General features: G+C 42.2%; 20 protein-coding genes and 1 pseudogene. 2 read left to right on the forward strand and 19 right to left on the reverse strand.

Annotated features, from left to right (window positions below):
* Positions 1-10: 10 nt before the first annotated feature.
* The gene (locus M2470_RS07025; protein WP_280744333.1) at positions 11-2,968 is read right to left on the reverse strand and encodes a TonB-dependent receptor; all 2,958 of its coding nucleotides are present in this window, start codon (positions 2,966-2,968) and stop codon (positions 11-13) included.
* Positions 2,969-4,003: 1,035 nt separating this feature from the next.
* On the opposite strand from M2470_RS07025, the pseudogene M2470_RS07030 reads away from it, so the two are divergent.
* A pseudogene (locus M2470_RS07030) lies at positions 4,004-4,866 on the forward strand (DUF6377 domain-containing protein).
* Between the two features lie 125 nt (positions 4,867-4,991).
* Here the strand turns inward: M2470_RS07030 and glmM are convergent.
* From glmM to M2470_RS07075, 9 genes are all read right to left on the reverse strand, one after another.
* The gene (glmM, locus tag M2470_RS07035; protein ID WP_280744334.1) at positions 4,992-6,380 is read right to left on the reverse strand and encodes a phosphoglucosamine mutase; all 1,389 of its coding nucleotides are present in this window, start codon (positions 6,378-6,380) and stop codon (positions 4,992-4,994) included.
* 9 nt (positions 6,381-6,389) lie between these two features.
* A complete protein-coding gene (locus M2470_RS07040) occupies positions 6,390-6,941 on the reverse strand; it encodes a DUF4827 domain-containing protein (RefSeq protein WP_280744335.1) in 552 nt (183 codons plus the stop codon).
* A gap of 53 nt (positions 6,942-6,994) precedes the next feature.
* On the reverse strand, positions 6,995-8,044 hold the full coding sequence (locus M2470_RS07045; protein WP_280744336.1) for a bifunctional oligoribonuclease/PAP phosphatase NrnA: 1,050 nt from the start codon (positions 8,042-8,044) through the stop codon (positions 6,995-6,997).
* A 37-nt stretch (positions 8,045-8,081) separates the two neighbouring features.
* Positions 8,082-9,332 (reverse strand): ComEC/Rec2 family competence protein, encoded by a 1,251-nt coding sequence (locus tag M2470_RS07050; protein ID WP_280744337.1) that lies wholly within the window; start codon positions 9,330-9,332, stop codon positions 8,082-8,084.
* 43 nt (positions 9,333-9,375) lie between these two features.
* Positions 9,376-10,029, reverse strand: coding sequence for a ribulose-phosphate 3-epimerase (rpe, locus tag M2470_RS07055; protein WP_280744338.1), 654 nt, complete (start codon positions 10,027-10,029; stop codon positions 9,376-9,378).
* 115 nt (positions 10,030-10,144) lie between these two features.
* On the reverse strand, positions 10,145-10,318 hold the full coding sequence (locus M2470_RS07060) for a hypothetical protein (RefSeq protein WP_280744339.1): 174 nt from the start codon (positions 10,316-10,318) through the stop codon (positions 10,145-10,147).
* Positions 10,319-10,397: 79 nt separating this feature from the next.
* Positions 10,398-10,991 (reverse strand): sigma-70 family RNA polymerase sigma factor, encoded by a 594-nt coding sequence (locus M2470_RS07065; RefSeq protein WP_280744340.1) that lies wholly within the window; start codon positions 10,989-10,991, stop codon positions 10,398-10,400.
* Positions 10,992-11,190: 199 nt separating this feature from the next.
* Positions 11,191-12,771, reverse strand: coding sequence for an outer membrane protein transport protein (locus tag M2470_RS07070; protein WP_280744341.1), 1,581 nt, complete (start codon positions 12,769-12,771; stop codon positions 11,191-11,193).
* Between the two features lie 57 nt (positions 12,772-12,828).
* Complete coding sequence (locus tag M2470_RS07075; RefSeq protein ID WP_280744342.1) at positions 12,829-14,178, reverse strand: hypothetical protein; 1,350 nt, start codon at positions 14,176-14,178, stop codon at positions 12,829-12,831.
* Between the two features lie 277 nt (positions 14,179-14,455).
* Between M2470_RS07075 and M2470_RS07080 the strand changes: the two genes are divergently transcribed.
* Positions 14,456-15,418 carry a hypothetical protein gene (locus M2470_RS07080; protein ID WP_280744343.1) on the forward strand — a complete coding sequence of 321 codons (963 nt, stop codon included), beginning with the start codon at positions 14,456-14,458 and terminating at the stop codon, positions 15,416-15,418.
* Between the two features lie 54 nt (positions 15,419-15,472).
* On the opposite strand, the gene M2470_RS07085 is transcribed toward M2470_RS07080, so the two are convergent.
* From M2470_RS07085 to M2470_RS07125, 9 genes are all read right to left on the reverse strand, one after another.
* Positions 15,473-16,402, reverse strand: a complete 930-nt coding sequence (locus tag M2470_RS07085) for a hypothetical protein (RefSeq protein ID WP_280744344.1) — start codon at positions 16,400-16,402, stop codon at positions 15,473-15,475.
* A gap of 14 nt (positions 16,403-16,416) precedes the next feature.
* Positions 16,417-18,414 carry an FISUMP domain-containing protein gene (locus M2470_RS07090; protein ID WP_280744345.1) on the reverse strand — a complete coding sequence of 666 codons (1,998 nt, stop codon included), beginning with the start codon at positions 18,412-18,414 and terminating at the stop codon, positions 16,417-16,419.
* Between the two features lie 345 nt (positions 18,415-18,759).
* On the reverse strand, positions 18,760-19,620 hold the full coding sequence (locus tag M2470_RS07095) for a helix-turn-helix domain-containing protein (protein ID WP_280744346.1): 861 nt from the start codon (positions 19,618-19,620) through the stop codon (positions 18,760-18,762).
* Positions 19,621-19,934: 314 nt separating this feature from the next.
* Entirely contained in the window at positions 19,935-20,396 is a 462-nt protein-coding gene (locus M2470_RS07100; protein ID WP_280744347.1) for an ATPase, read from the reverse strand.
* Positions 20,397-20,435: 39 nt separating this feature from the next.
* Positions 20,436-22,256: a V-type ATPase 116kDa subunit family protein gene (locus M2470_RS07105; protein WP_280744348.1), complete on the reverse strand. Its 1,821-nt coding sequence runs from the start codon at positions 22,254-22,256 to the stop codon at positions 20,436-20,438.
* A complete protein-coding gene (locus M2470_RS07110) occupies positions 22,253-22,867 on the reverse strand; it encodes a V-type ATP synthase subunit D (RefSeq protein WP_280744349.1) in 615 nt (204 codons plus the stop codon). The genes M2470_RS07105 and M2470_RS07110 overlap by 4 nt, the downstream gene beginning before the upstream one ends.
* Positions 22,868-22,937: 70 nt before the next feature.
* A complete protein-coding gene (locus M2470_RS07115; protein WP_280744350.1) occupies positions 22,938-24,257 on the reverse strand; it encodes a V-type ATP synthase subunit B in 1,320 nt (439 codons plus the stop codon).
* Positions 24,258-24,263: 6 nt separating this feature from the next.
* A complete protein-coding gene (locus M2470_RS07120) occupies positions 24,264-26,021 on the reverse strand; it encodes a V-type ATP synthase subunit A (RefSeq protein WP_280744351.1) in 1,758 nt (585 codons plus the stop codon).
* Positions 26,022-26,023: 2 nt separating this feature from the next.
* Positions 26,024-26,893, reverse strand: a complete 870-nt coding sequence (locus M2470_RS07125; RefSeq protein ID WP_280744352.1) for a DUF2764 domain-containing protein — start codon at positions 26,891-26,893, stop codon at positions 26,024-26,026.

Here is a 26,893-nt window from a genome sequence, read left to right on the forward strand (position 1 = left end):
TTTTATAATATTAGAAACTCAAACTTACACCTACAGAGAATGTTCTGTTTTTAGGATAGAATTCACGGTCTTGAACACCAGGAGCCGAACCGTCACTACGTGAGAAGTCTACTTCCGGGTCTAATCCGCTATATCCGGTGATCACAAATAAATTTTGAGCTGTTACATAAACTCTTGCGCGATCCAACCAGTCCAACTTCTTTGTATTGAAAGTATAGCCAATAGACATATTGTCTAATCTGGCAAAAGAGGCATCTTCAATATAGTATGAGCTGTATTCCGGTACTTGTTTCAGTTGATAAATCAACGGATCGTTCAGAGCATTGGCTCCAATCAGATAACCCGGTTGGGCATAAGCCATACGCATGTGATTCAGTACATCGTTACCGATACTTCCGCGCAAAAAGATTGACATATCCCAGTTTTTATAAGAGAATGTATTATTCCATCCGAAAGTTACATCCGGATAAGCCGAACCTATATAGGTACGATCTTCTTCCGAGATTTGTCCCTCACCGGTCATATCTTGCATAATATAGTGTCCTTCGGCATCTAAACCTAAGCATTTCCAGCCATAGAACTGACCGAGTGGATAGCCGGTTTCAAGTACGTGAGTGGTATTGGCAGAACCTCCACGAATCCAGGCATCACCAATCAGGATACGGTCTGCCGTATAGATATCGTTGGATAAACGAGTGATTTCGTTCTTATTATATGCCATATTTAAAGAGGTAGTCCAGTTAAAGTCTTTCGTACGTACAGCATCTACTGTAAAGGCCAATTCAAGACCAGTATTCTTCATGTCTCCTACATTCGCCATCATCTTATTATGTAAATAGGGAGGAGTAGGTACATTATATTCATATAGCATATCCTTGGTTTGCTTGTCATACCATTCAATCGTACCGTTCAGGCGTCCGTTGAACAAGGTAAAGTCAAGCCCTACATTAAGCATAGATGTTTCTTCCCATTTCAAGTCTGCATTAGCATTTTGCTTAATCTTATAAGCTGTCAACCATGCATTATTGTCGTAATACGTACCATCCGAACCATATAACTCTAATGATTTGTATGGATCAAGCCCGTCCTGGTTACCTGTTACTCCATAACCTACACGCAATTTCAAATCGCTTACCCAATTGATGTCTTGCATGAAATCTTCTTGTGAAATACCCCAAGCTGCAGATGCTGAAGGGAATGTTCCCCATTTATGATTAGCTCCGAACTTAGAAGAACCGTCGCGACGAAGTGTAGCTGTAATCATGTAACGCTCTTTATAGCTGTAATGTGCACGTCCGAAGAAAGAGATCAGCTTATTCATATTACGTGCCGATTCTACATCTTTAGGTCTTAATCCTTGTCCGGCCTGCAAGTTATCGGAAGCCAACATATCTGTTACGAAATCACGGTTAGCCACCTGTACATGTGTATAATCGTTTCTTTCCCAGGAATATCCGCCCATAACATCCAACTTGTGTTCTTCCTGACCGCCAAAAGCTGTATTATAATTAGCCGTTAGCTCCATCAATTCCTTATCCCAAATTCTGTTTCTTCTTTCAGCCCAACCGTTATTGTCACGTCCGGCTTGTGTTTGGGAATTTTCATACCGGCTTCTTTCTTCTGTATGGCGGCTCTTGTAAAGATTAGCCTTCACATCCAGCCCGTCAATGATAGTGAATGAGATATCGCCATTACCGAAGAAGTACTGGTTCTTGAAATGATCTTTATTGTAGTCTTGATTTCTTACCGGGTTACCCTGATCGTATTCACGGGTATCAAACCATGAACCATCGGCTAGTTTTACAGGATATACCGGAAGCATGTTATAGGCCAATACGAAGTTACCTCCACGGAAATTATCTCTGTCGGTAAGCGTTGTTGATCCTGTCAAACCAATACGCAAACGGTCATTAATAGCACGTTGCTGGAATTGGAAACGGAAGTTGTAACGTTCCATCGCATTATCACGTAAAACACCTTCTCTGTTCAAGTAAGTGAAAGAAGCGCGATAGTTATTTTTTGAACCACCACCCGACATAGAAACTGCATGGTTATGAGAGATAGCTGTACGGGTTATTTCATCTACCCAATCTGTATCCGCACCATACTGGTCGTATACAGAACCATCTTGTTCTGTTTTTCTCACATACTCCCGCCATTCGTCGGCTGTTAATAAATCAGGTTTCTTGGCTATATTAGACATAGCAACATAACCGTCATACGATACCTGTGTCTTGGAACCGGAGCCTCTTTTAGTTGTAATCAAAATAACCCCACCGGCTGAACGAGAACCATAAATAGCTGCCGAAGAAGCATCTTTCAATACAGAAATAGACTCAATATCCTGTGGAGAAACAGTAGACATATCTCCACCCGGAACACCATCAATTACGATGAAAGGCCCTTTGTCTTTCTGAATAGTAGAGGTACCTCTCAAGCGAATCGTAGGTTCGCCCCCTACATCACCGGTACCCATATTGATCATCAAACCGGCTACTTTACCCTGCAACAGGTCAGCGGCATCACGGGTAACCCCTTTGTTAAAGCTTTCTTCTGTAATATTAGCTACAGATCCGGTGATTTCGCGGCGTGTTTGCGTACCATAACCAATGGCAACAACCTCGCCTAAGTTTACAACAGAAGGATCCAAAGTTACATCAATAGAGTTTCTTCCATTCACGGTTTCTTCCTTAGTATTATACCCGATAAAGGAAAACTGAAGGACTGTTCGCTGGGAATTACTAATACTTAGCGTATAGTTACCTTCCATGTCGGTAATTGTACCATTAGTAGTACCTTTTTCTACGATATTGGCGCCAATGATCGTCTCGCCGAATTCGTCTAAGACCTTACCTTTTACAGTAAACTGAGCAAAGGCAGCCGTCGCACACATACTCATCATTAAAGAAAAAATAATGAGCCTCTGGATAGAGTAAAACGAGTAAATAGCTTCTTTTAGCTGTTTCATAAATGATAATAAATTTAATGTTTAACAAATACTAGCCGAATGTAAAATTATATCTAAACGAAACAGATTTTATCACAAATAATCTAAAAGTAGCCCTCAAGTAAGTGAATGGTAAATTCAAAAGTTCATTTTTAACTGTATTACAGTAATTTAAAGATTTGAAAGAAAGATTTTTAGTAAACAATTTGAATATAAAAAAAGGACGAAAAAGTTATATTTCAAGTATTTGAATAAAAATAAAAATATTTTTTTATATTTGTTGGAAAATTTTGTCACATGAAAAACCTCGCTTTGTTAATCTTTCTGATTTCATGCTGCTTAACAAACTTATCCGCCAAAACTCCTGTCGACTCTCTATTGAAGGAATTGGATCATGTTTTGCTAAACGGGCATATATATATGGAGCAAAAAGAACACCGGTTAAACAGGATGAAAATTCAATTGGAGCAAGAAATGTCTCCAGATAAGCAATTTGAACTCACTTATCGCATAATAGAAGAGTATCAGAGCTATGTAAGCGATTCTGCGTTTGTATATATAAAAAAGAACATCCGGTTGGCCGAACAAGAAAACAATAAGGAATGGCTTATTCGTACGCAACTGCAATACTCATTTATATTGTCTTCAACCGGGCTTTTTATCGAATCCGAGTCTGTACTGAATAGTATCCCTCTGGACAATCTGGACAATGAATTATTGGTAAAATATTATCAATACATGGGATCGCTATATATCAACATAAACACCTATCAGAAAGGTATGCAGATTACAGCCAACTATGAAGAGCTGATCCACGAATCACAAGAAGCCGTAGTGCGCTATCTACCGAAAAACTCCCTCGACCGACTATATTATAAATACTTAAAAGCCAGAGACAAAAAGGACCTGGATAGTGCAAGAATATACCTGGAATCCTATCTGGAATCAACTCATCCCGGAACACATGACAATGCCAAGAAAAACTATGATATGTCTCAATTATACGAACAAATGGGAGATTCGGATACACAAATTAAATATCTGATTTTGGCTGTTATGTCGGATGTAAAAGATGCCGTAAAAGAGAATAGAGCCTTGTTAGACTTGTCGATCTGGCTTTATAAACACAACGATGTGGAGCGGGCATTCGACTATATAATACACGCTTTGAATGATGCCAATTTTTATGGAGCTCGTTTCCGATATCTCGAAATAGCGGAAACACTCCCTATCATAACCCATTCGTACCAACAGCAAAACATCCAACAAAGTAACCAGCTAAAACTGATACTTACCTTTACAATCGCTCTCTTTATCATCCTCCTGGTGATGATGATTTACCTGAACAAGCAAATGTTGGAACTCAAACTTGCCCGAAAAAAGCTCAAAGAAAGCAACAACAACCTTGAAGAGGTAAATAACCAACTAAGCCGACTAAACAGCGAACTACGAGACGCCAACATTATCAAAGAAGACTACATTGGCCACTTTCTCGACCTCTGCGCCAAATATATCAGAGACCTTGAAGACTACAAAAAGAGTGTAAAAAACATGGTGATGGCCAAACGCTTCAACGAACTACTAAAGAATGCTCTCCAAAGAAAGTAAGCGAGATGAAGGAGCTGTATAACGACTTCGACAAGGCATTCCTGAGTATCTATCCGGGCTTTGTTTCCGCTATCAATGAACTGTTACTGGAGGAGTATCGCTTTGACAATAAGAGAGAGGAGCTATTAAACACCGAACTGCGTATCTTCGCCTTAATCAGGCTTGGCATATCCGACTCAAACAAAATAGCCTCCTTCCTGCGCTGCTCTGTTCAGACAGTGTATAACTACCGGAGCAAAATAAAACGAGCTTGCATTAACGAAGCAACCGACATCGAAGATCAGATCAAGAAAATAGGCATCATGGCCTAAATCTAAAAAAAGTTTCATCTGGATGAGAATTTTTTCTCATCGGGGTGAGAAAAAGTTCTCATCCTAATGAGAAAAAATTCTCACTAGGATGAAATTAAAATATCTTTGGAATGATTAGAGGTACCTTAACGGCACATTTCGTGTATGATACTGATGAGTTGTCCGCCCAATTCTTCGGCTTCTTTCATGGTGGGAGCCTCTGAGTAAATACGGATAATCGGTTCGGTATTGCTCTTGCGAAGATGTACCCATTTGTCGGGGAAATCAATCTTCACTCCGTCAATATCCGTAATGTCATATTGAGCAAATTTCTCTTTTACTTTCTCCAGTATAGCGTCTACATTGATTTCCGGAGTCAGTTCCACCTTCTGTTTAGAAATAAAATAAGGAGGATAAGAGGCGCGTAACTCGCTTGTTTTCATTTTCTTTTTAGCCAGATGGCTCAAGAAGAGAGCAATACCCACCAAGGCATCCCGTCCGTAATGGCTGGAAGGGTATATAATACCGCCATTGCCTTCGCCTCCTATTACGGCATGAGTTTCTTTCATTTTGGTTACTACATTCACCTCTCCTACAGCTGCGGCAGTATATTCGCCGCCATGCATACGGGTTACATCGCGCAAGGCACGGCTCGAACTCAAGTTGCTTACGGTATTACCGGGTGTATGGCTCAATACATAGTCGGCTACTGCCACCAGGGTGTATTCTTCGCCAAACATTTCGCCATTTTCGCATACAATAGCCAGACGATCCACATCCGGATCCACCACAAAACCAACATCAGCCTTGGCTTGTGTCATCAGTTGCGATATCTCTGTCAAGTGTTCGGGTAATGGCTCCGGATTGTGCGAGAAGTTTCCGTGAGGTGCACAATGTAGCTTGAATATCTCCTTCACGCCCAAAGCATAAAGCAAGTCGGGAAGTACAACACCTCCTACTGAATTTACAGCATCAATGGCTACGCGGAAATTGGCAGCCTTAATAGCTTCTACATCTACAAGAGCCAGGTTTAAAACGCTTTCTATATGTTTTTGTTTGTAAGTAGCATCTGTTGTTACTTTTCCCAGATGGTCTACATCTGCAAATACAAACTGTTCGGATGCTGCCAGATCCAGTACTTCCTGTCCTTCGGCGGCATTCAGAAATTCCCCCCGTTCGTTCAGAAGTTTCAAAGCGTTCCATTGTTTCGGATTATGGCTGGCTGTCAGTATAATGCCACCACAGGCTTTTTCCATAACAACTGCTATTTCGGTTGTGGGAGTTGTAGCCATATCCAGGTCTACCACATCAAAGCCCATTCCGGTAAGCGTACCCAGTACTACTTGTTTTACCATGGAGCCTGAAATACGGGCATCCCGTCCTACTACAATTTTGTTTGACGTTGCTTTAGCGTTTTTTCGTATAAATGTAGCATAGGCTGCTACAAATTTAACAATAGCTAAGGGGTTTAACCCTTCATCCGGATTTCCTCCGATTGTACCACGGATTCCGGAAATAGATTTAATAAGAGTCATAAGTTATGATTATTTTTCAAAAATGAATCTCACCCTGTCATAAAAAAGAGCGTATCCGTACTTAGATTGATAGGAACTTCCTATCTTAAAAGGAATGATTAACCGAACAACCGAACTGTCACCTACATAATCCAGAGCACTTACCAGGCCGCCGCTATAATAATATTGATCGGCCGACGGAGAGCTACCGTAGTACTTGAACTCAAGCGGATATGGCCAAACATGCGGATTAAAACCATCAAAATAAGTTGTATCATCATCGATAAGGAAACGTCCCTTAGCACGGCATAAAATATTAGTTGTTCCCGCTGTAGCGCGGTTGCCGTTGCCGGAATCTATTACACACAGGTAAAGACCGGAACTCAGGTGTACAAATTGGTTTTCTTTAAATACTCCGTTTTCGGGGTATTTGTCCAGTATTTCAAAATCTTCGGCATCAATCAGGCGATTAATCGCTTTCTTCTCATCTTTCAACATGTCTGAGTACGACCTGTTCTTACTACAGGATAACGCGAATAATGCAGCACTCAAAATCAACAATATATTAAAACCTTTCTTCATCTGTTATCTATCTATAAATACCTGTGACAAATGTATGTATAATCAGCCAAAAATCAGGCATGTTTATTCAATTCTTCAACATTATTAGGATTAAATTCGTTAAGCCCCTTCTCAAAATTGGCTATCGAGTCGGTCAAAGAGCCATAAAATTCCCCTCCGGATGCATTCTTGTGGCCGCCTCCGTTAAAATATCTGGAAGCAAACTCATTACATGGGAAATCACCTACCGAGCGTAACGAGACCTTTACATAATCCTTATCTTCACGTATAAATACAGAGAAGACGATACCGTCAATACTCAGCGGCAGATTAACAAAGCCTTCCGTATCACCGGTAACGTACTGGAAACGATCCAGTTCTTCCTGAGATAGCGTGATTAAAGCCGTATGCTGTTCCGGATAAATACGCATTTTTTCATACAACACATAGCCCATCAGACGCAAGCGAGACTCGGAATATACTTGATTTACTTTCCTGTAAATGGCATCTTTGTCGATTCCTTTGCGCAGCAGTTCGCTGATGATTGTGTATATCTCGGGATGGTTGGAATTGTAGGTAAAAGCCCCCGTATCCGTCATCATACCTGTGTAGATACATTCTGCAGCGGATCTGTTTATCAGGTCAAAGAGCCCCATTCGGCAAATAAAGCGAAACACCAACTCGCTTGTAGACGATATTTGCGGATACGACATCACAACCCTGCAAAAATCAGCGGGATTCAAGTGATGGTCTATCATCACCTTGCGTGCATCCGAAGCTACTACTGCCGGAGCCAACCTTTCAATACGTTTCGGTTCGTTGAAATCAAGACAGAAAATCACGTCTGCTTCACGGATCAGTTGTTCGGCAAAATCGGGATACTTTGCATGAATCACAATATCTTTTGCTCCCGGCATCCACTTGTAGAAAGATGGAAAATCATTCGGTACCACAACATTTACCTGCTCTTTGCTGAATTCATTCAGGAAATGATACAATCCCAAAGAAGAACCGATTGCGTCACCATCCGGAGTTACATGTGTTACAACAACAAACTTATCTCCTTTTTCTATGTACTTTTTGGCTTTTTGTATTTGTTCTTCGAGAATGATTTTCGTTAGCATATCATAAATTATTATTGGCCTCAAATGTACGACTTTTTTAGATTTTAATATGCAAATATTTATCAATTAGCAACAGGAGTAAGAACATCAGACACAAAAAAAGAAACAAAAGCAAATAGCCTGCCCGATGGCGTGTGCGATATAAAAGGTATGAAAGCAGTGCCGGATAGCTGAGTAACAGCATACCCAAAGTGAAACGAAACGACAACGAGCTCCCCTCCCGGCTGAACGCCTCTACCACCCACATCATGCCACGGGTGAGGTATTCAATACCGGATTGCAACAGCTCTATCCCAGGCAAGCCTGCCGGAAGGAGCATCCACAAAAGCGTCAGGGGGATCAAAAGGGTAGCTATCAAGGTGAGAGGAAGATTGGTAAAGATAAAAACCAACGAGAAGTAACCGAAATAATATAAACACAAAAACGTTACCCCGATTTGGGCAGCCAAAGTAACAGTAAGCCAGCTCCAGGGAGCCGCCAAGAGCGGATTTCGTACCTGAAGCACTTTATTCAAACGGGGTTGCAGATACAAGATAAACCAAACGGCCGTATAGCTCAGTTGGAAACCAACGTCAAACAGATATAAAGGATTATACACCAGCATACAAAAGGCAGATGCCGCCAGGGTATTATAGGAATCGGTAGTACGATATAACTGCCTACCGCTAAGGTATAACGAGAGCATAATCCCTGCACGTACAGACGAAGCTGCCAGTCCGGACACTAATACAAACGTCCAAAGCAATGCCAGCGTCAGCAAATATTTCGTCCACCTCCCTACCCTGCTTCCTGACAAAAAGACTAATATCCAAGAGATAAAGCTACAGACAATCGCTACGTGGAACCCACTTACCGCCAGGATATGCACCACACCTGTTACGGAAAACTGCTTGCGCACCTCCTTCGGCATCTTCTCCCTGGCTCCCAGGCTAATTGTTGCCAACACAGATTTTTCTGCATCCGACAAGGATAGATGCTCGAGTGGACGGATCGCACGTTGTTGCAAGCGGTAAGCCTTTTCCTGCAAAACACTTACCGACGAAGCCTCCAAGCGCCCTGCATGGTAAGCTGTCTTATGTACAGACAAAAACAATAATAAACTAAGGAAAATAGCACCCCATAGCCAACGAGCATCATAGGCCCGTTCAGACTTCCAAAACATCAACAGGGGAACAAACAAGAACACAAACGAAAAGATATATCCCAGCTGAAACGACTGCATAACAATCCCCGCTATCCATACAGCCAGCGGACGTACAAAAGGACGTTTCCGTATCTCCAAAATCATAGTTAAAGTCTTTTTAAAATGAAGAATGATGGGTATTCTTCATTTATTCAAGCGCTTTCAGCGCAGAAATTGTTTGTATGGGGTTGGGTGATTTGAATACGAAACTGCCGGTTACCAGCACATCAGCTCCGGCTGAGAGGAGGCGCTTGCCTGTTTCCAGGTTTACCCCGCCATCTACTTCTATCAGTGTATGCAAGCCTTTGCGGGTTATCATATCTTTCAGGCGAGCGGTCTTTTCTACCGAATGTTCAATAAAGCGTTGTCCGCCGAAACCGGGATTCACAGACATCAGCAATACCATGTCGAGGTCTTGTATGATATCTTCAAGTACATGTATCGGAGTATGGGGATTCAAGGTTACAGCTGCTTTCATTCCGGCATCTTTAATAGCCGAAACGGTACGGTGTAAATGGGGAGACACTTCATAATGTACATTCATCATATAAGCTCCGGCAGCTGCTACTTCATGAATAAACTTTTGAGGCTCTACAATCATTAAGTGCACATCCATCGGCTTTTTCAGCAGCGGTTTAACCGCTTCGAGTATCGGAAAGCCAAACGAGATATTCGGTACAAACACACCGTCCATCACATCCATGTGCAACCAGTCGGCCTCACTATTGTTTATCATTTCTATCTCTTCCTGCAAGCGAAGAAAATCCGCCGCCAACAAAGAAGGAGCTATTTTATGTTTCATCTTCCGGATATTTTCCACAAAGGTACAAAAAAAACATCTTGGAGGACAGGTAATCCTTCAAGATGTTTTAGGGTAAAAGCGAGGCCAAAGCCTCAGATTTCCTTTGTGCAATTCGTTAGTTCATCACAAAACCGCAAAGTTTTTCCTGCATCGCAGGTTCCGCATGATAGACGCGGGCAAATTGGGAAAGAAAATCAAGTGTCTTCTTTTGAGGAATACTTTTTTCCGTTCCCCATTCTTTCTTTGTTTTATTTACAGTTTCCATGCATCGAGTAGAAAGTTTCCTCATAGGCTACATTTTATCTTGTTTACTAATAAAACGTAAGCACTATATTCTTATTGCATGGAAATGAAAAAAAATATTATAACTATGTTAATGAAAGTTCCATATTGTGTTCGGCAGCCATCCGGCGCATATTCAGGATAGCGTAGCGCATACGTCCCAGTGCTGTATTGATGCTCACACCCGTCAGGTCAGCTATCTCTTTGAAACTTAAATCCTGGTAGTAACGCATCTCCAACACTTCGCGTTGGCTGTCGGGCAAATGGTTGATCAGTTTCTTTACATCGGTAAGAACCTGTGTATGTATCAAGGAATCTTCGATGGTTCCGTCACACAATTTCACATTGTTGAAAAGGTCCACTTCCACTTCATCATTTGAGATAGTGTTTTCGCTTCTTTCCTGGCGGAAGTTATCTATAATAAGATTGTGAGCGATACGGGTAATCCAGGCTTTAAATTTCCCGTTTTCCGTATAGCGGCCTTGTTTGATGGTCATGATAACCTTCACGAAAGTTTCCTGAAAGATATCTTCCGTCAGGTCTCTGTTGCGCACAATAAAGTAAATATATGAGTGGATACTGCTTTTGTAGCGATTCAACAACACGTCAAAAGCTGCATTTTCACCTTTAGCATAAAGAACCACCAACTCCTCGTCGGTCATCGTTTTTAATGTGTTCATTACTTCTTATGTTAAAATTACGGAGTAATGTTATGCTATAGGCTATAGGATTTTAATTGTTAAACAAACTTTTACGATGAGCAAAATAAAGAAAAGAATTTCAAACAAGCAAATGTTTAAGCGGTATTTCAACAAAAAATACCCCTACTCTGTCTTTTCAAGGACAAAACAGGGATATTCCTGAACAAAACTTATTTTATCAGAATTTGCATCCGAGTGTTAATGCCACACGGGTGGTATTGGTTTTCAGCGTTGCTGAATTAGAGTCCGTAATCAGCTGTCCATTATCGTATATCTTCGAGAATGAATAGAAGTCTTCTTTCTGCGATTTCAGGATACAAGCCAAGTCCATATAGAAGCTGGGAGTAAAACGATAACCTAGTCCTATTGTATAATTGGAGATGCTGTTTTCGATTGTATAATGAGGGATAGTACCTACGGTTTTCACCTCTTCGGTAGCGTTTTTCAAAGCATCCTTCATAGGGTTGCCAATCCACGCGGCACCGGCTCTTACTGCAAACTGAGGGGTAACCTTCACTTCAGCACCTATGCGCAAAGTACCTGCATTTCCAAAATTCCGGCTGATGTCTGAGTTTGTATTGGTGTTCTCTATGCCATTTTCATTATACATTTTCATGCGTTTGTAATTAGTCAGCTCATAATCCACACTTATCAGAGCAGTCTGTCCCAGGATGGCAGCAGCACTGAATATCCAGCGGTCGGGAGAACGAAATTCATAATCCGAAAACGCCCTGGGAGAATCGGCTACGTATCCGCCATCTACCCAATAATCTGTATGAGAAACAGCTGTAGCACTGTATGTATCCGTCAATTTATACCAGGTAGGTGAGTTATAAGCTACACCCAAGCGCAGGAAATCTGCCGGACGAACAATGGCTCCCAAATTAAAGCCATAGCCTGTTCCGTCAGTATCCAACCAATTTTCCAGCTCCATGTAATTGGAACCTTCAAAGTCTTCGGCATAATAGGAACTATAATGATAGTTTATATCCGTAATAGCTACTGTAGCGCCCAGCATAACCAGGTCTGAGATATTCACTCCGAAAGCAATATTATATTGGTCGATAGCGCCGCGTTCTGTCACATCCAATTCTGTAGCAGTCAACTGATAAGGAACCCAGCCTCCTGTTCCGTCATTACGTCCGAAGGTGCTGGTATATTCTGTATTACTGTTGCTCATGTGGTCTATCAAACCGGAGTTATAACCTAATACTGACAACCAATCGTCTTGTGCTCTATAAGGATCATAATTATCTTCCGATTGAAGATCATTGTAGTCTAATCCGAAAGCACGTTCTGCCATATAATCCGTCATAGAATAATCAGGATTTCCAACGCCTCGTAATGAGTAAGTCCGGTTAAAATTTTTCAGCCGGTTATAGGAGAAACCTACATTCCAGCCTACGATACCTTCGTCATTTGCCGTTGGGAAATAACCTACATAAGCTATATTGTCAAAGTAAACGCGCGTACGGCTACCATCGGTCTTTATATTGGCCCAATTAGATTCTGCCGAGGCAGAGTTTATACTCAGGGTAGCCACAGCTTCCGAGCTACGGTAAACAGCCAGTCCGGCAGGGTTTGCACTCATCACGGAAACATCTCCTCCCAAGGCTCCGAAAGCGCCTCCCATACTTAAATAACGGGCTGTACCAAACAAATCTGTCTGGGATAGTTTATACGCATCTAATTGTCCTTGAGAAAAAACAGCGCTACTAGCCAGTAGCAGCGCTGATGTTATTAGCATTATTTTTTTCATCTTTATCTCTTTTTATCAACCTATACAAAACACCTTCTTACCTCTCGAAACAGTATCTTATCTACGGCCACTACTGCTTGAACGACCACCACCGCCGCCTGAAGAACCGCTTGAACGACTTCCGCCTCCACCACCTGAGCTGATAGAACCGCTACTTCTGGATGATGAAGAAGAGGAAGATGGAGCAGAATAGCTTCTGGACGAAGAAGAACTACTTCTGGACATACTGGACGATGAACGACCGGAAGAAGCAGAAGGAGCTACACCCTGACGAGTACTACTGCCGGATGAACGGTTGCTGCGACCTACGGATGACGAAGAGTTGGAGACTCTTGTACGACTGGAGTTGGTGCCTACACTACTGTCTGTTGCACGGCGACTCGTTGTCGCAGTTGACGTTCTTCCTACAGAAGAAGAAGTCCGGTTTGAAGTAGAGGTACGTCCGGCTACCGATTCGCGGGTAGAAACAGACGAGCGTCCGCTGCTAACAGAGGATGAAGCACGTCCGCCGGAAGATGATGTTCTCAACGATGACGAACGACCGCTTGTTGAAGTCCGGTTACTGCTTACCCTGTTACTGGAAGAAAGTGAATTAGATTTTCGTCCTCCATATGAGCGCCCGTTGCTATAATAGTTACTGTAGTAATTGTTGTGACTGTAATATCCACCATGATGATGTCCCCATCCGCCATAGTATCCACCATAATAACCTCCGTAATAGCCACCCCAGTGGTGTCCATACCAGGAAGAATAATACCAGGGGCTATGCCATCCGGAATAGAAACCACCCCATCCCCAGTTCCATCCCCAGCTCCATGAGGGGCCATAATACCAGGATGAATAGTACCAAGGGTTATACCAGGGATCATACCATCCGTAATACGATGATGGTCCCCAGGAGTTACCTATATTGATATTTAGACTAACGTTCGCGCTTCCTCCGGAATAATCCGTATCATAGCCATAAGCATAATAACCATCGCTCAGGTATAAGTCTACCTGGTCTGCTCCGGTAATCGTAACCTTGCTGGGCGAATGGTAGCGGATAATCCTTTCGGTATATTCGGTATCCGATCTGCGTTTTTTCTCTTTTGAAATAACTACATCGTCTTCCTCATCTTCGTAATAAGGTTCTTCCGAGTCAATCGTCACATTTCTACGGTTATACTCATCCACATCACGGCTATTCGTATATTGAACCTGTGATGGTTTATTCTCTGCTTCCGCGTATGCTATTACTTTTTTCTGAGTTTCCTTTGGTTGTATAACTTGCTTTTCCTCTTCTTTCTTTTTGTTTTTACCGGAAGAGAAATACACATCATCGAAAAACTCATTCTGGGCAACCGAACTCACACTGAAAGCAGCCAGAAGGATGACAATCAAAGATGTTAATTTCATGGGTTTCATTTTCGTTTCTCCTCTTTTTTAAAGTAAATACTCTTTTGCTTTTTGATTAGACTCCTTCAACGTATAAAGGGTTTAATATAATACATACAAATGTAAACAATTCTATGGCACCACCACCTTTTTACATATTCTTTAACTTAAACCAAAGGCATAACCCGCCTTCGATACCTAAAAGATGCACCTTCTCCCCCAAAAGCTGCAACAATAAGTCTTTAAAGGTGATTTTTTATACACATAGGATGTTTCACAAAAAAAATCACTACTTTTGAAAAAAAGTATGAACGATAAACTTGCTGAAATGATGAAACATTTAAAGCTATTAATAATCCCACTTTTATTCATCTTCGCATCATGCGATAATGATAATAAATATGAAGAGAAATACGACATTCCGGAAGATGAAGAAATAAAGACAGAAATATCCGGTAGTGAAAACCGTTCCGGATATGAGCTAGCATTTACCGTAGCTAATAAGGAATGGGATTCTGATATGTTGAACATTTACTCCATGTATAATATTATACCGGATATTAGTGTAACATATAACGGGAAAACATACACGATTGACGAAGATACTACCTCGACATCAGGCTTTTTAAAGGTTACATATAATCAGGAAACAGATAAAAACATTCTGGTTATTGATGGACTGAATCCCGAAACTAAGAATGAAGAGTTAAGCATCGATTGGGGAGATGGCACAAAAGATGTTGTAAAAATTCAATATGCCAATAAGGCCGAAAAAAAGGTGTATTATAATGATAAAGATTGTGGAAATATTTCGTTGTTAAACATCAAAAGGCCTATTAATCCCCTATACGATCGAATCTGGGATTTTATTAATTACAGCATCGTTTTTCTCGTACAGGATAAAGATGGAAACGACCTATTGAATTCCGGAACAAAAAATCACATCGATACCGACAAAATAGTCGCTTTGTACAAGGATTGGAGATACAATCTGGTCGACCAAACAAAAGCCCTTCTTCCCAGAGATTTAGGTTTAAGATTGGAGTACGTAGATGCATACAACAGTTATGCCATCACCTTTGGCGAATTTGCCCCATTTAAATATAAACAGGAAAGTTTTACAATTGATTGGGGAGACGGAACCTCCGACGAGATAACCTTCGATCTCTACATGATCTGGAAAAAGGGGGATCCGATTGTTAAGAAAGCCCTTCATCTGAACGATGAGTTTCTATCAGACAAGTCTTTCCTGATTACTCTTACCAAATAAAACAAACCTCCTTCAGATAATAGAAAAGCAGCCGGATTTCAGCTGCTTTTCTTATTAAGGATCATCCTCGCCATCACCTATTTCTATGTCAAAATTGGCACCTGCTTTCTTTATCGACAGGATGTAACGTTTGTTGGCTTCGATGAGCAGGTCTTTTTTCAGGCTATAGATGCGCCTTTCACCGTTAAGTTCTCCTTCAAACCAGATAACAGTCTTATCAGCCCCTATCTCGGTAGGATAAAAACAGAAAAGATTTTCAATCAGATTGGCTCCGTTATTACCTTCTATAGCGCCGAAATCAATCAGTGGAAGGGTACCCGTAGCCAGCGGCGGCGTGTTGGCGGCATAATCAAAAAGAGGACATTGCAGATTTATATTATCTGCCAGTATTTTATCTATTCTAAAATTGGTAACTAAGGAGTCATTGTCTATATCGAATCGCGCTACACGTCGCTTCAGGAGCACTTGTATTTCTGTGTCGGTGGGATATTTTATATTATTTATTTCCTGACGGGCAGTCATCAGATATGGAGGCTTGAAAAAGCCGGACTGTACATCCGATACGAGTCGTTGAATATCAGCCTCGGTAGTGAGTTCTATGCTGACATTTTCAAGCGCCGAGGCTTTGTTTTCGGCATTAGCCACAAAGTAAAAGATGCGTTTACCCGAGCGGTTGGTTACATCTATAGTTGCCGTCAGGTTGGTTCCCGCCTGCCCCAGGCTGCTTCCTTCCAGATGAAAGACCTTTTCCAGCAAGCTGGGCGTACCCTCCCTAAACATAAAGATATCCAACTCAAGCACAGTATCATCATTGTCCAAAGATGCATAACTGACAAAATGTTTCCTCCCGGGAAGCGTAAATGTAATCGTACGCTCCTGCTCCTCCGGAACACTCCCCGGAAGGACTTCATTGCTGCAAGCAGACACCAGCATAAGCAGGCAGACTGCAAGCAGTATATATAGTTTAAGTAGTCTACACCTCATATCTATTCATTTCCTTAGTCTTTAATACAACGTACGGAATAGCCATACGAACGGGGGGAAGCTTGTCCATCTATGTGACCATCTACAAAGAAAGTGTACTTGTATGAGTGCCTTTCACTGGGAGTTGCCGTCCAATAGTAACCCATCCCGTCAGTATATGTTTTTCCTGTCGAATATTGCCGATTTCCGACAGCAGGAAAATATAGCTTATCTACACCATTGTCTCCCGTTATCGCAAAAGTACCGGTAGAGTTATCGCGAGTAGCCTTTCCTTCATTATAAGCTATTGTAATCGACGAAAAGTCTTCACTTGTAGGCACATGCCAGCCATCCGGGCAAGGTCCCTGCCGTTTATCTCCAGACCATAAATTGTCATCTTGGGTAGTCAACCAGTCGTAATATATAAAGGCTCCTCCTTTAATAAACAAGCCGGCGGCTACACCTGCTGTCGCATCATACATACTTACTCCTCCAGCTACGGGGTACACATCCTTTGGATCATCGTCTTCACCTCCGGATACAAAGCCAGTATTACGTCCCCACTGATAAAGATATCCCATGTGCTCAACGGTATAGACTCCACTGGCAATATCTATTTTCGTTGCACCCACGTTTACAGGAGCCCAGGTTTTACCACCAAGTATCACAGGTAGCAAGGTTGTTTCAGGGTAGTATTCCACATCGGTAAAAATTGAAAGCCCTAAGCGTTGATCGGTATTCAATTGGTTCACAATCTCTATACGGATATCTATGTTCACCTGAGGGTTGATAGGCGGAGGAATCAGAATCTCGAAATCTTGTGTGTAATACATACTGTAGGTAAGAACAGGCTCTTTTGTATTTACCTTAAATCCGGGCAAATTGTCTACATTACCTACCACCACCGCACGGGCACCCGGCAGGTTGTAGGATGATACTGTAACAGACAGCTTCAGCGGCTGAATCATCCGTGTGATATCATATATATGGTAAAAAGTAAGCAGACCATCTCCCCCCTCTTTCGTTATGTCCGAAAATACCACGTCATTTGTTTCTGGCTCTATAACGTGGCTGCCTCCGTCATCTACCCAGTCGTCTACCACAATTTCAAGATCGGTTGCTTCCGTACTCACCTTCGTTACTTTCAGGGTATAGCGTTTATTGGGTTTAATAGACAGTTCGTTTTTCAGGTGGTAGATGCGCCTTTCACCCATAAATACACCTTCAAACCAGATACCACCCTTACCCTGCCCTATCTCCGTAGGGTAAAGATAGAAAAGTCCTTCAATAGAACCACTTCCATTGGCACTCTCTTGGCTGCTGCAATTTATAATAGGAAGATTACCCACCTCTGGAACCTGTCCAGCCGTGCCTGTAGCATTGCTAAAGATATAGGCTTGCAGATGTATATCCTTTATCAGTATTTTTTCGATTTGGAAGTTGGTAACCGAAGCATCATTATCTACATCAAAACGAGCAACTCGTCGCGTGAGGGTTACTTTTTTCTCGTCTTCAGTAGGAAATTCCACATCTTCAATTTCTTTGCGACTCGTCATCAATAAAGGCATACTGAGGAAGCCGTTTTGTACATCCGACAAGCGTTCTACAAACTCCTCTTCCGTAGTTGTCCCTACGTTAATATCAGAAAGAACCGAGGCGTTGCCCTTTCCATTAGCAACAAAATAAAAAACGCGTTTACCCGAGCGGCCTGTTATATCAATCGTAGTAGTCAGGCTTGTACCCGACTGCGAAAGACCCGCACGTCCGATTCTGTAAACTTTTTCCAGCAAATTAGGTGAGTTCTGATCCGTCCCATCAGCAAACATGTAAATTACCAAAGAATCTACTGCATTTTCATTGGCAGATGCTGTAACATAACTGATGGGTTGCTTTTTCCCCGGGAGCGTGAATGTTATAAATCCCTCACGAACCGGAGGAACAGCTCCCGGAAGCTCCTCATTACTGCATGATAGCGCCAGCATAAGCATTGCAGCAGTCCATACAATATATTGTTTTAGGATTTTACTTTTCATATACTACCTGTTTTCTTCTCTCCTTTACGTAGGTTGGTTTGTCTATTACATATAGGAAATCGGTTAATCATTAACGACTAACGCCAAGTATTAACAATTTAATAATTAAAGGCTTGAAAACAGCTAAGGCTCAATGGTCAATTATTAAGGATAATAGTTAAAGCAGCTAATGGTTAATGGTAACGACTAATATATAATCGCCAACCTATTGTTTACATCTATTTCTCTCTGTTTCTTTTGTTTTCTTTGTTTTTAAATGGTTATTGTTTTGGGGATTCTCTCTGTAACTTAGAGCAAATGTATGGGTTTTCCTTTGCTCCATTATTAACAATACAGTTCGTTTATTTAACCAGACAAGGCTTCTCTCGACTTTCCCGCATAAGATAACTTATACGTATTGCCTTTGCGCCGGAGCGCGCCGGGTGCATCTCCTAGGTTTTTCCGGCAAAAAGCCGTAAATTGCGGCAAAGAGCCAAAGCCGGTACGAAAACTTATTTCCGTGAAACTCAATCGACTGTGATGAATCATATACAGGATACGCATGGCCTTCTGCCGCTTCATCCACTGATAAGGGGCTTCACCAAAAGATTCCTTGAAACGGCGCTTGAATACAGACAGACTGTAGGGGGAAAGCTTTACCAGATCACTGATCGTAGCTACCGCCAGATAGTTGTCCATCACAAAATCTGTAAAAGAATGGTCGCGCGAAATAAGCGGACGGAAGAAATCTACAGCTTCCTTCACACTGTAATTCGCCTTTAGTATCTGGCATAATTCAAATACCTTGACTCCTAAGTATTCATGACTTTCCGAGGCATCCTGCAAAGAAATTTCCACTGTTTCCGCCAGGTTCCATATCAGGCGGCTCATCGGCAGTTTTGAAAAGCGGGGTATTCGAGATTTTCGCCCCTCGTAAGCTTCGGCCTTTAGCTGGGGGAAAATCTTTTCGGGTATCTCCCTGCCTATGCGCATGTTAAAAACTAAGGTAGATACGTCTTCTTTTACGTACATCTCGTAAGGTGTACCTTTCTGAAGAATAAAAGCATCTCCTTTACCCACTTTGTATTCCGTATCCGTTTCAAGTGTAATAAGACTGAAACGTCCGTTCGTAACAAAAACGAGTATATCGTCTAATGTTCTTGCTTCCCTTTTTGGCGCTACAGGAAAGAAGATTTCTTCAATCAATGAAGCATTTAAACTTCTCATAGCAATATTTTGGTTTATAGTTTTGCGTTTCTGATCTAATCCCGCTACAAAGATAGTAAAAAAAACGGAAATATCATACATTTTTACATATATCAGACAAATTATATGATTATAATCATAAACACAAGGCGAGAAAATGACATTTTTTAAATCCCACAACTGTTGAACATGAGTTCAACATATGTAGAACTCGTGTTCAACAATTGTGGAACTCATGTTCAACAGTTGTGGGATTTTGAATAGATTACCAAAAAAAAGAGGTGAAAGGGAGGATACACCTCACCTTCACCTCTCATTCTTTATCTATTATTTATTTATACTATAGGTGCGGGAAGAGTTCCACCTATCAATATAACAACCAATAGAGCCAAGATAGCATATAATTCGGGGAATACAGCCATTACCATAGTAGCACTAAATACATTATGGCCGGCTCCTATACCTGCAATACCATTAGCACAAACCTGCGCCTGACGGATGGATGAATAAAAACCTGAGAATCCCATCATCAAACCGGCGCCCAGAATAGCACATGCCGATATCAGAGGAATACTTTCCACAAGGTATTGCTGCAACAAGAAGTAAGCAACAAAACCATACAAACCCTGTGAGCTGGGAAGAGCACTTAAGGCAATATAACTACCTAAAGCATCCGGATTTTTCTTCATCGCTCCTACTACTGCATTTCCTGCAATTGTTACACCATACGCACTGCCAATAAATGACATACCTGTCAGAAATCCGATCCCGATGTAAGCTAATAAAATTGGTTCCATAACTAAATGTGTTTTAAATTATTTGAGTTTATTTATTTTTTATGCTTTTTTGAATGGAAGGTATTCTTTACCTCCTCCTTCATACTCTGAATTCTTGAAGTATTCTACAAACACCAGACGCAAAGGATGCACCAGCGAACTGATCATACAAAGAGCAAAGTTCAGGCTATGCCCAACCAGCAGAATCAACAACATAACGATAACTTTTGCTACCACCGGAAGGCTCTCTGTCATGGAGACAGCCAGTGAGTTAAACACACTACCCAGGATAGAACCCGTAAGGCCGATAGCAAACAAACGAATGTATGAAAGAACGTCGCCCAATACACCCGAAGCCATATTATAGGTATTCCACAGCCCACTTCCGAAGTTCAACAATATGTTTTTGCCCGGGGTATTGTAGAACAGAGCCACTAAAAACCCGACAGCTGCTATACCCAAACATGCGTATATCACGATTTGAGGCAAATGTACATTCAGCATGGGCAGGCCTAAACCTATTGATGAAAAGGTAAGAACAAACACCCATGCAAAAGGAGCAATACTATGCTTCAGTCCTCGCTGCACCTTGGTTTTATAGGCAGCAACGGCTTTCCCCAGAATTACATGGAAGATACCTATCACAATAGAAAGCGTCATCAGGTTGTCACTACTCAGAAAGTATTTTTTTACCGACTGGAAGGCCGGAACATCAACCAATGCAACGCCAAAGAACGAACCTGTAAGCGTTCCGACAACAATCGTCATCCCACCCAGCCATTGGAACAAGGAGAGGAATGGCTTATAATCGGCACTTACTTTTGTCTTCAAAAATGTACACAACAGCAAGATGATCAGTCCGTATCCCCCGTCTCCAAAACATAAGCCGAAAAACAGCATAAAGAAAGGAGCAAACAACGGAGTAGGATCCAACTCCAGGTAATTCGGAAGGGAGTACAACTTGGTGATCGGCTCATACAGCTTAGCAAAACTATTGTTCTTCAGCTTTACAGGTGTCTTCTCCCCTTCTTCTTTTTCTACTTCCTGGAAGAAATAGCCTTGTTTGTCCAGCTCTTTCTCCAATACTTCGGTATTGTCTTCCGTAGTCCAGCCTTCGAGGAACATCAGTCTGTCTTCGGCCTGGCGGTCGGTTTGTACAATGGCATTCATCAAATGGAACTCATTTGATAAATGTTTATCCAGCTCAAGCAGAGTATTAAATTGGGAAACAGCCATTTCCTGCAATTGTGTATCTACTGCCTGCATGTCTTCCTTCAGCTGCTCATTTCTTGCCTGCAGCTTTGCCAATCCCATGTCAGGCATCTTCGGACGCTCCGCATCTATGTCAATAAGGGTTCCTTCCTTTGTAATGGTAATAAAGTAAGTTACCGACTGGAAATTATTGATCAAAACAGCGTTGTATTCGTCTACCCATTTGGGTTCAAACTTAGCTGTAGGACAGGTATAGAAGGTAACATTGTAGCCGACTTTCTTCAGTTGCTTAATGCTGGTATAACTGAAATCGCCCCACAAGTCCATGTACTCTATTTCCTTGTGCAAAGACTGCCTTTGTGCCTGTAGCTGAGCCCTTTTATCCTGCAATTCTTCAATCTGTCCGACAAGCTGCAAGCCGTCTTCTTTTGACAGTTCCACAGCAGGAGAGAAGGCGAGGTCTTTTTTCCCTTCATTCAGCCTTTTAAAGGAGCGTATAGCAGCAGATACCCTTTTCCGTTCGGCTATCATTTCCTGCAGCTCCGCATTATCGGCGATAGACTTCGTTTCCTTTATATGAACGACACCCAGGTCACGAAGTGTAGAAAGGAACTGATCATACTCCCGGTGAAACACCATGAAGGCATATTTCTTCATTTTTACAATCATGATCCGGCCTCCTCTTTATCTTTACGTTTCTCCAGATTGGCTCTCATGATCTTTTGCGACGATTTGGAAAGGCTTTCTTCGTCTTCCATAAACCGTTTCACTTTTCTGATCGCATCTTTGTATCCCGGAATCTGAACTTTCTCAAAAAGGTTCACCTTTTGAGTGGTTTTCTTCCTCGCATGTTCCAACAACTCCAGCTTCATTCCCGAAAATTCCACTTCAATACCGGCTCTTGCCAGGCCTTTCAACAGTTCGATACCGTCTGTTGTCCAGGCCGGGGCATTAAACAAGCTGTAATGTCCTACTTCAAACTCGATATCATCGAGTACAGGGACTACAACACCTGCAATTTTCTTTGTAGAAAGAGATACGTCGAGCACTTTGATCAGGTCGGGTTTAAACTCATTCCACAAAGCCACCATATTTTCGTAACTCTGAATCTGTTTCTCAAGCTGAAGTTCCAATTTTCTTACCTCATCCTTGGTTCGCTTCACCTCCAGGCGTAAGGCGCTCTCCTTGCTCTTAATCGTAGGCAGGGAGCGTTCACGCATCTTCAGTTGCTTTTCCAATTGCTGAAGTGATGTTTTATTATATTGAAACTTTATTGCCATTCTTTTTTAATTGTTAATTATCAATGGTGAATTATTAATTCATTAACCATTAATAATTTATCATTAATAATTATTTCTTCCAGTATTTATCTACAAGTTCCTGCTTAATATTTACTTCAGCCGGGGTGAAGTACTTAGCGAATAAATCCCAGGCTACGTCAAGCATTTCTGTTGTATTGAGGTTTACGTCGATAGCCAACAGCTTTTCGGAATAGTCTTTGGCAAATGCCAGGGTACGGTTGTCGTAATCCGTCAAGTCGAAACCGTTCTCCAGTTTGGTTTTCGCATTGGCGGCATCGGCATACAGACGTACAGCAGCATTCATCACCTGCGGATGGTCTTCGCGCGTCTTCTTACCAATCACCAGCTGTTTCAAACGAGACAAGCTTCGGAACGGGTCTACAATTACCTTTCCTACATCACTATCCTTACGTAGATATAACTGTCCTTCTGTGATATATCCTGTATTATCAGGTACGGCGTGTGTGATATCTCCACCCGACAAGGTAGTTACGGCAATAATTGTGATAGAGCCTCCGTCGGGGAATTGCACCGCTTTTTCATAAATCTTAGCCAAATCCGAGTAGATAGAACCCGGCATGGAGTCTTTGGACGGGATCTGGTCCATACGGTTCGATACAATGGCCAATGCGTCGGCATAGTTCGTCATATCAGTCAGAAGCACCAGTACCTTTTCATTCTTCTGAACAGCAAAATATTCGGCAGCCGTAAGCGCCATATCCGGTATCAACAAACGTTCTACGGATGGGTTTTCCGTTGTATTGATGAAACTTACGATACGATCCAATGCTCCGGCATTACTAAATGTATTTTTGAAGAAGAGGTAGTCATCATTGGTCATCCCCATTCCCCCCAGGATAATCTTGTCTGATTCAGCCCGTAAGGCTACCATTGCCATTACTTGGTTGAAGGGTTGATCGGGGTCGGCAAAGAAAGGAATCTTCTGCCCTGTTACCAATGTGTTATTCAGGTCGATACCGGCAATACCGGTAGCGATCAGCTCAGAGGGTTGCTCACGACGTACCGGATTAACCGAAGGCCCGCCGATTTCGATTTCCTGACCCTCCGGCACAGGCCCGCCATCAAGCGGATTGCCATAAGCATCGAAGAAGCGTCCGGACAATTGATCACCCACCTTCAACGATGGCGCCTTTCCCATAAATACGACTTCTGCATTCGTAGGAATACCTTCTGTTCCGGAGAATACTTGCAAGGTAACTTCGTCACCGCTAATCCTCACTACTTGAGCCAGCCTGCCATCTACAGAGGCCAACTCGTCATACCCTACTCCCGACGCTTTCAGCGAACAGGTAGCTTTTGTAATCTGGGTAATCTTTGTATATATCTTTTGAAATGCTTTTGTTGCCATAACTCATTAATTTTCTTTTCTTTCGTTCAGAATCTTTTCCAATTGGTCGTTGAACTTGTTGAATTGTTCACTCTTGTACTCAGAATAGTTCATCTGCTTAAAGACATTTATCAGATTCTTAAAGTAATCCATTACCTCAGAGAAGCCATCGAATTTAAACTCCGTATGGCAGATATTAACTACTTTATCCAACATGAATTCCTGACGTTCCAGAGAGGTTACGGCATCGATCTCATCAAAAGCATCCTGTTGTAAAATCACAAAGTCTATCAGTTCCGATTTCCAGAAGGTTACATGATATTCTACCGGTACGCCATCATCACCCAGAATGTTGATCTGTTCTGAGATTTCCTTTCCACGTAACATACGGGTCTTGATTTCATTCACCTTATCAATCCAGGAGGGAGAGATATGTTTGGAGATATATTCCTGAAATTCGGGATACTCCAGGTATTTGGAATAGCTGTCAATCGGGTTAACAGCCGGATAACGTTTCTTGTCGGCACGTTCCTGCTCTAAGGCATAGAAGCAACGGGCTACTTTCTTCGTATTTTCCGTTACAGGCTCTTTCAGGTTACCACCGGCCGGTGATACAGTCCCTATAAAGGTAACCGAGCCGGATGCGCCATTATCCAGTTCTACATAACCTGCACGGGCATAGAAGTTGGCAACAATAGCCGAAAGGTCCATCGGGAAAGCATCCGGACCGGGAAGCTCTTCCAAACGGTTGGACATTTCACGCAAAGCCTGCGCCCAACGAGAGGTAGAGTCTGCCATCAACAGCACTTTCAAGCCCATGCTGCGATAGTATTCCGAAATAGTCATAGCTGTATACACAGAGGCTTCACGAGCTGCTACAGGCATATTAGAGGTATTCGCAATAATAATGGTACGTTCCATCAATTTGCGTCCGGTATGAGGGTCTACCAGGTGAGGGAATTCTGCAAAGATTTCCACTACCTCATTGGCACGTTCACCGCAAGCTGCCATAATTACAATATTAGCTTCCGCCTGTTTGGATATAGCATGCTGCAACACGGTCTTACCTGTACCGAATGGTCCCGGAATAAAGCCGGTTCCTCCTTCTACTATCGGGTTCAGAGTATCGATGGTACGAACGCCTGTTTCCAGTAGTTTATAAGGACGCGGTTTTTCTTTGTAGCAGGTGATAGGTTTCTTTACCGGCCATTTCTGAGTCATGGTAACTTCCACATCCTCACCTTTTTCATTCGTAAGTATAGCTATTTTATCGTTCACAGTATAGGAGCCTTCCGCTACAAGACTTTTAATCGTATAGGTTCCTTCAAACACAAAGGGAACCATGATTTTATGCGGTTGGAAGTTTTCGTCTACTTCGCCCAGCCAGCTACCAGCTTTTACCTGATCACCGACTTTTGCCAAAGGTTTGAACTCCCATTTCTTTTCCGCATCCAGCGGGAATGTGTACTCTCCGCGTTTCAGGAAAACACCCGTCATCTTGTCCAGGTCATTCTGCAAACCATCATAATTTCTGGAAAGCATTCCGGGACCCAATGTTACTTCCAACATATGTCCCATAAATTCGGCCTCGTCTCCTACACGCATTCCACGGGTACTTTCAAACACCTGTACAAAAGCATTCTGACCGATTACTTTGATCACCTCCGACATCAGCTTTACGCCTCCGACGGAAATGTAACAAATTTCATTTTGAGAAACCGGCCCATCCACTTCTAATGTTACCAGGTTGGATACGATCCCTTTAACTAATCCTTTCGTAGCCATAATTATTTTTTATTGTTTCTTTTAAATTCTTCCAGGGCATTGCCGCTACCTTTCTTCATGGTACCTACCAGTTCGCGGAAGGTTTTTTCGCCGGTAGCCCTATCCAACACTACCCAGCGTTCCATCATTTCAATCTTCAACAAATAAGCAAATACGCTTTCAATATCAAAGGTTTTAAAGAATGTATTATCTTCCAGCCATTGCCATTTCAGTTGATCGGTTTTCTTTTCACGCAGGAACAGATCCGTTTCTTCGGCGATACGCTGTACTTCCGTCAGATACTCTTCGGTATCTCCCAGTCCGAAGTCGCGGGCGTTAGAGGTACGCAAAGACTCGGCCACCTGATTGTTGCCCACAATGTAATCCGATCGGTCAAAATCGTACTTCCGGCAGGTTATAGCCGTAAACATATTATTGATATTGAGGTTCATTTCAAACCACTTGGCAACAAACTCGTTTTTGCACTTCATGGCATAGTCATAATAAAGAGCTGCCAGCACATCATCCCAGGGAACGATTTTCTTTTCGTCCTTGGATTCGGACGCCAGATATAACTTAAAGAACTCCTCAAAATAAAGAGGAATCCGCTTGTTTACCGGAGGCTTCTCTTCTTCTTTCAACGCCTGAAACAAGTCGTTAAACTCATGGTAGGTGATCATTCCCCTGGTATCCGGATCAAAATCCGGATGTTTCGCCTGAGTGATTAAATTCTTGTTGTCGAACTTCAGGAAGAATAAATCAATCAGTTTCCTATCCGCATCAGTCAAAACACCATTCAACTCTTCCCTGAATTCGGAAATCGTAAATGGGATTTTGGTATCGTCTAATGAGATATTGGGGAGTCCTGCAATTAAGCAATAATATTTACTCAT

Source organism: Parabacteroides sp. PH5-46 (assembly GCF_029892785.1).
GTDB lineage: Bacteria > Bacteroidota > Bacteroidia > Bacteroidales > Tannerellaceae > DFXE01.

Excerpts from the sequence above, each read along its gene's own strand:
- M2470_RS07080 (WP_280744343.1), top strand. The coding sequence starts at position 14,456 with ATGAACGATAAACTTGCTGAAATGATGAAACATTTAAAGCTATTAATA.
- M2470_RS07105 (WP_280744348.1), bottom strand. The coding sequence starts at position 22,256 with ATGATTGTAAAAATGAAGAAATATGCCTTCATGGTGTTTCACCGGGAG.
- M2470_RS07085 (WP_280744344.1), bottom strand. The coding sequence starts at position 16,402 with ATGAGGTGTAGACTACTTAAACTATATATACTGCTTGCAGTCTGCCTG.
- glmM (WP_280744334.1), bottom strand. The coding sequence starts at position 6,380 with ATGACTCTTATTAAATCTATTTCCGGAATCCGTGGTACAATCGGAGGA.
- M2470_RS07110 (WP_280744349.1), bottom strand. The coding sequence starts at position 22,867 with ATGGCAATAAAGTTTCAATATAATAAAACATCACTTCAGCAATTGGAA.
- M2470_RS07100 (WP_280744347.1), bottom strand. The coding sequence starts at position 20,396 with ATGGAACCAATTTTATTAGCTTACATCGGGATCGGATTTCTGACAGGT.
- M2470_RS07045 (WP_280744336.1), bottom strand. The coding sequence starts at position 8,044 with ATGCTAACGAAAATCATTCTCGAAGAACAAATACAAAAAGCCAAAAAG.
- M2470_RS07090 (WP_280744345.1), bottom strand. The coding sequence starts at position 18,414 with ATGAAAAGTAAAATCCTAAAACAATATATTGTATGGACTGCTGCAATG.
- M2470_RS07040 (WP_280744335.1), bottom strand. The coding sequence starts at position 6,941 with ATGAAGAAAGGTTTTAATATATTGTTGATTTTGAGTGCTGCATTATTC.
- M2470_RS07050 (WP_280744337.1), bottom strand. The coding sequence starts at position 9,332 with ATGATTTTGGAGATACGGAAACGTCCTTTTGTACGTCCGCTGGCTGTA.
- M2470_RS07075 (WP_280744342.1), bottom strand. The coding sequence starts at position 14,178 with ATGAAACCCATGAAATTAACATCTTTGATTGTCATCCTTCTGGCTGCT.
- M2470_RS07120 (WP_280744351.1), bottom strand. The coding sequence starts at position 26,021 with ATGGCTACGAAAGGATTAGTTAAAGGGATCGTATCCAACCTGGTAACA.
- M2470_RS07115 (WP_280744350.1), bottom strand. The coding sequence starts at position 24,257 with ATGGCAACAAAAGCATTTCAAAAGATATATACAAAGATTACCCAGATT.
- M2470_RS07125 (WP_280744352.1), bottom strand. The coding sequence starts at position 26,893 with ATGAGTAAATATTATTGCTTAATTGCAGGACTCCCCAATATCTCATTA.
- M2470_RS07065 (WP_280744340.1), bottom strand. The coding sequence starts at position 10,991 with ATGAACACATTAAAAACGATGACCGACGAGGAGTTGGTGGTTCTTTAT.
- M2470_RS07025 (WP_280744333.1), bottom strand. The coding sequence starts at position 2,968 with ATGAAACAGCTAAAAGAAGCTATTTACTCGTTTTACTCTATCCAGAGG.
- M2470_RS07060 (WP_280744339.1), bottom strand. The coding sequence starts at position 10,318 with ATGAGGAAACTTTCTACTCGATGCATGGAAACTGTAAATAAAACAAAG.
- M2470_RS07095 (WP_280744346.1), bottom strand. The coding sequence starts at position 19,620 with ATGAGAAGTTTAAATGCTTCATTGATTGAAGAAATCTTCTTTCCTGTA.
- M2470_RS07070 (WP_280744341.1), bottom strand. The coding sequence starts at position 12,771 with ATGAAAAAAATAATGCTAATAACATCAGCGCTGCTACTGGCTAGTAGC.
- rpe (WP_280744338.1), bottom strand. The coding sequence starts at position 10,029 with ATGAAACATAAAATAGCTCCTTCTTTGTTGGCGGCGGATTTTCTTCGC.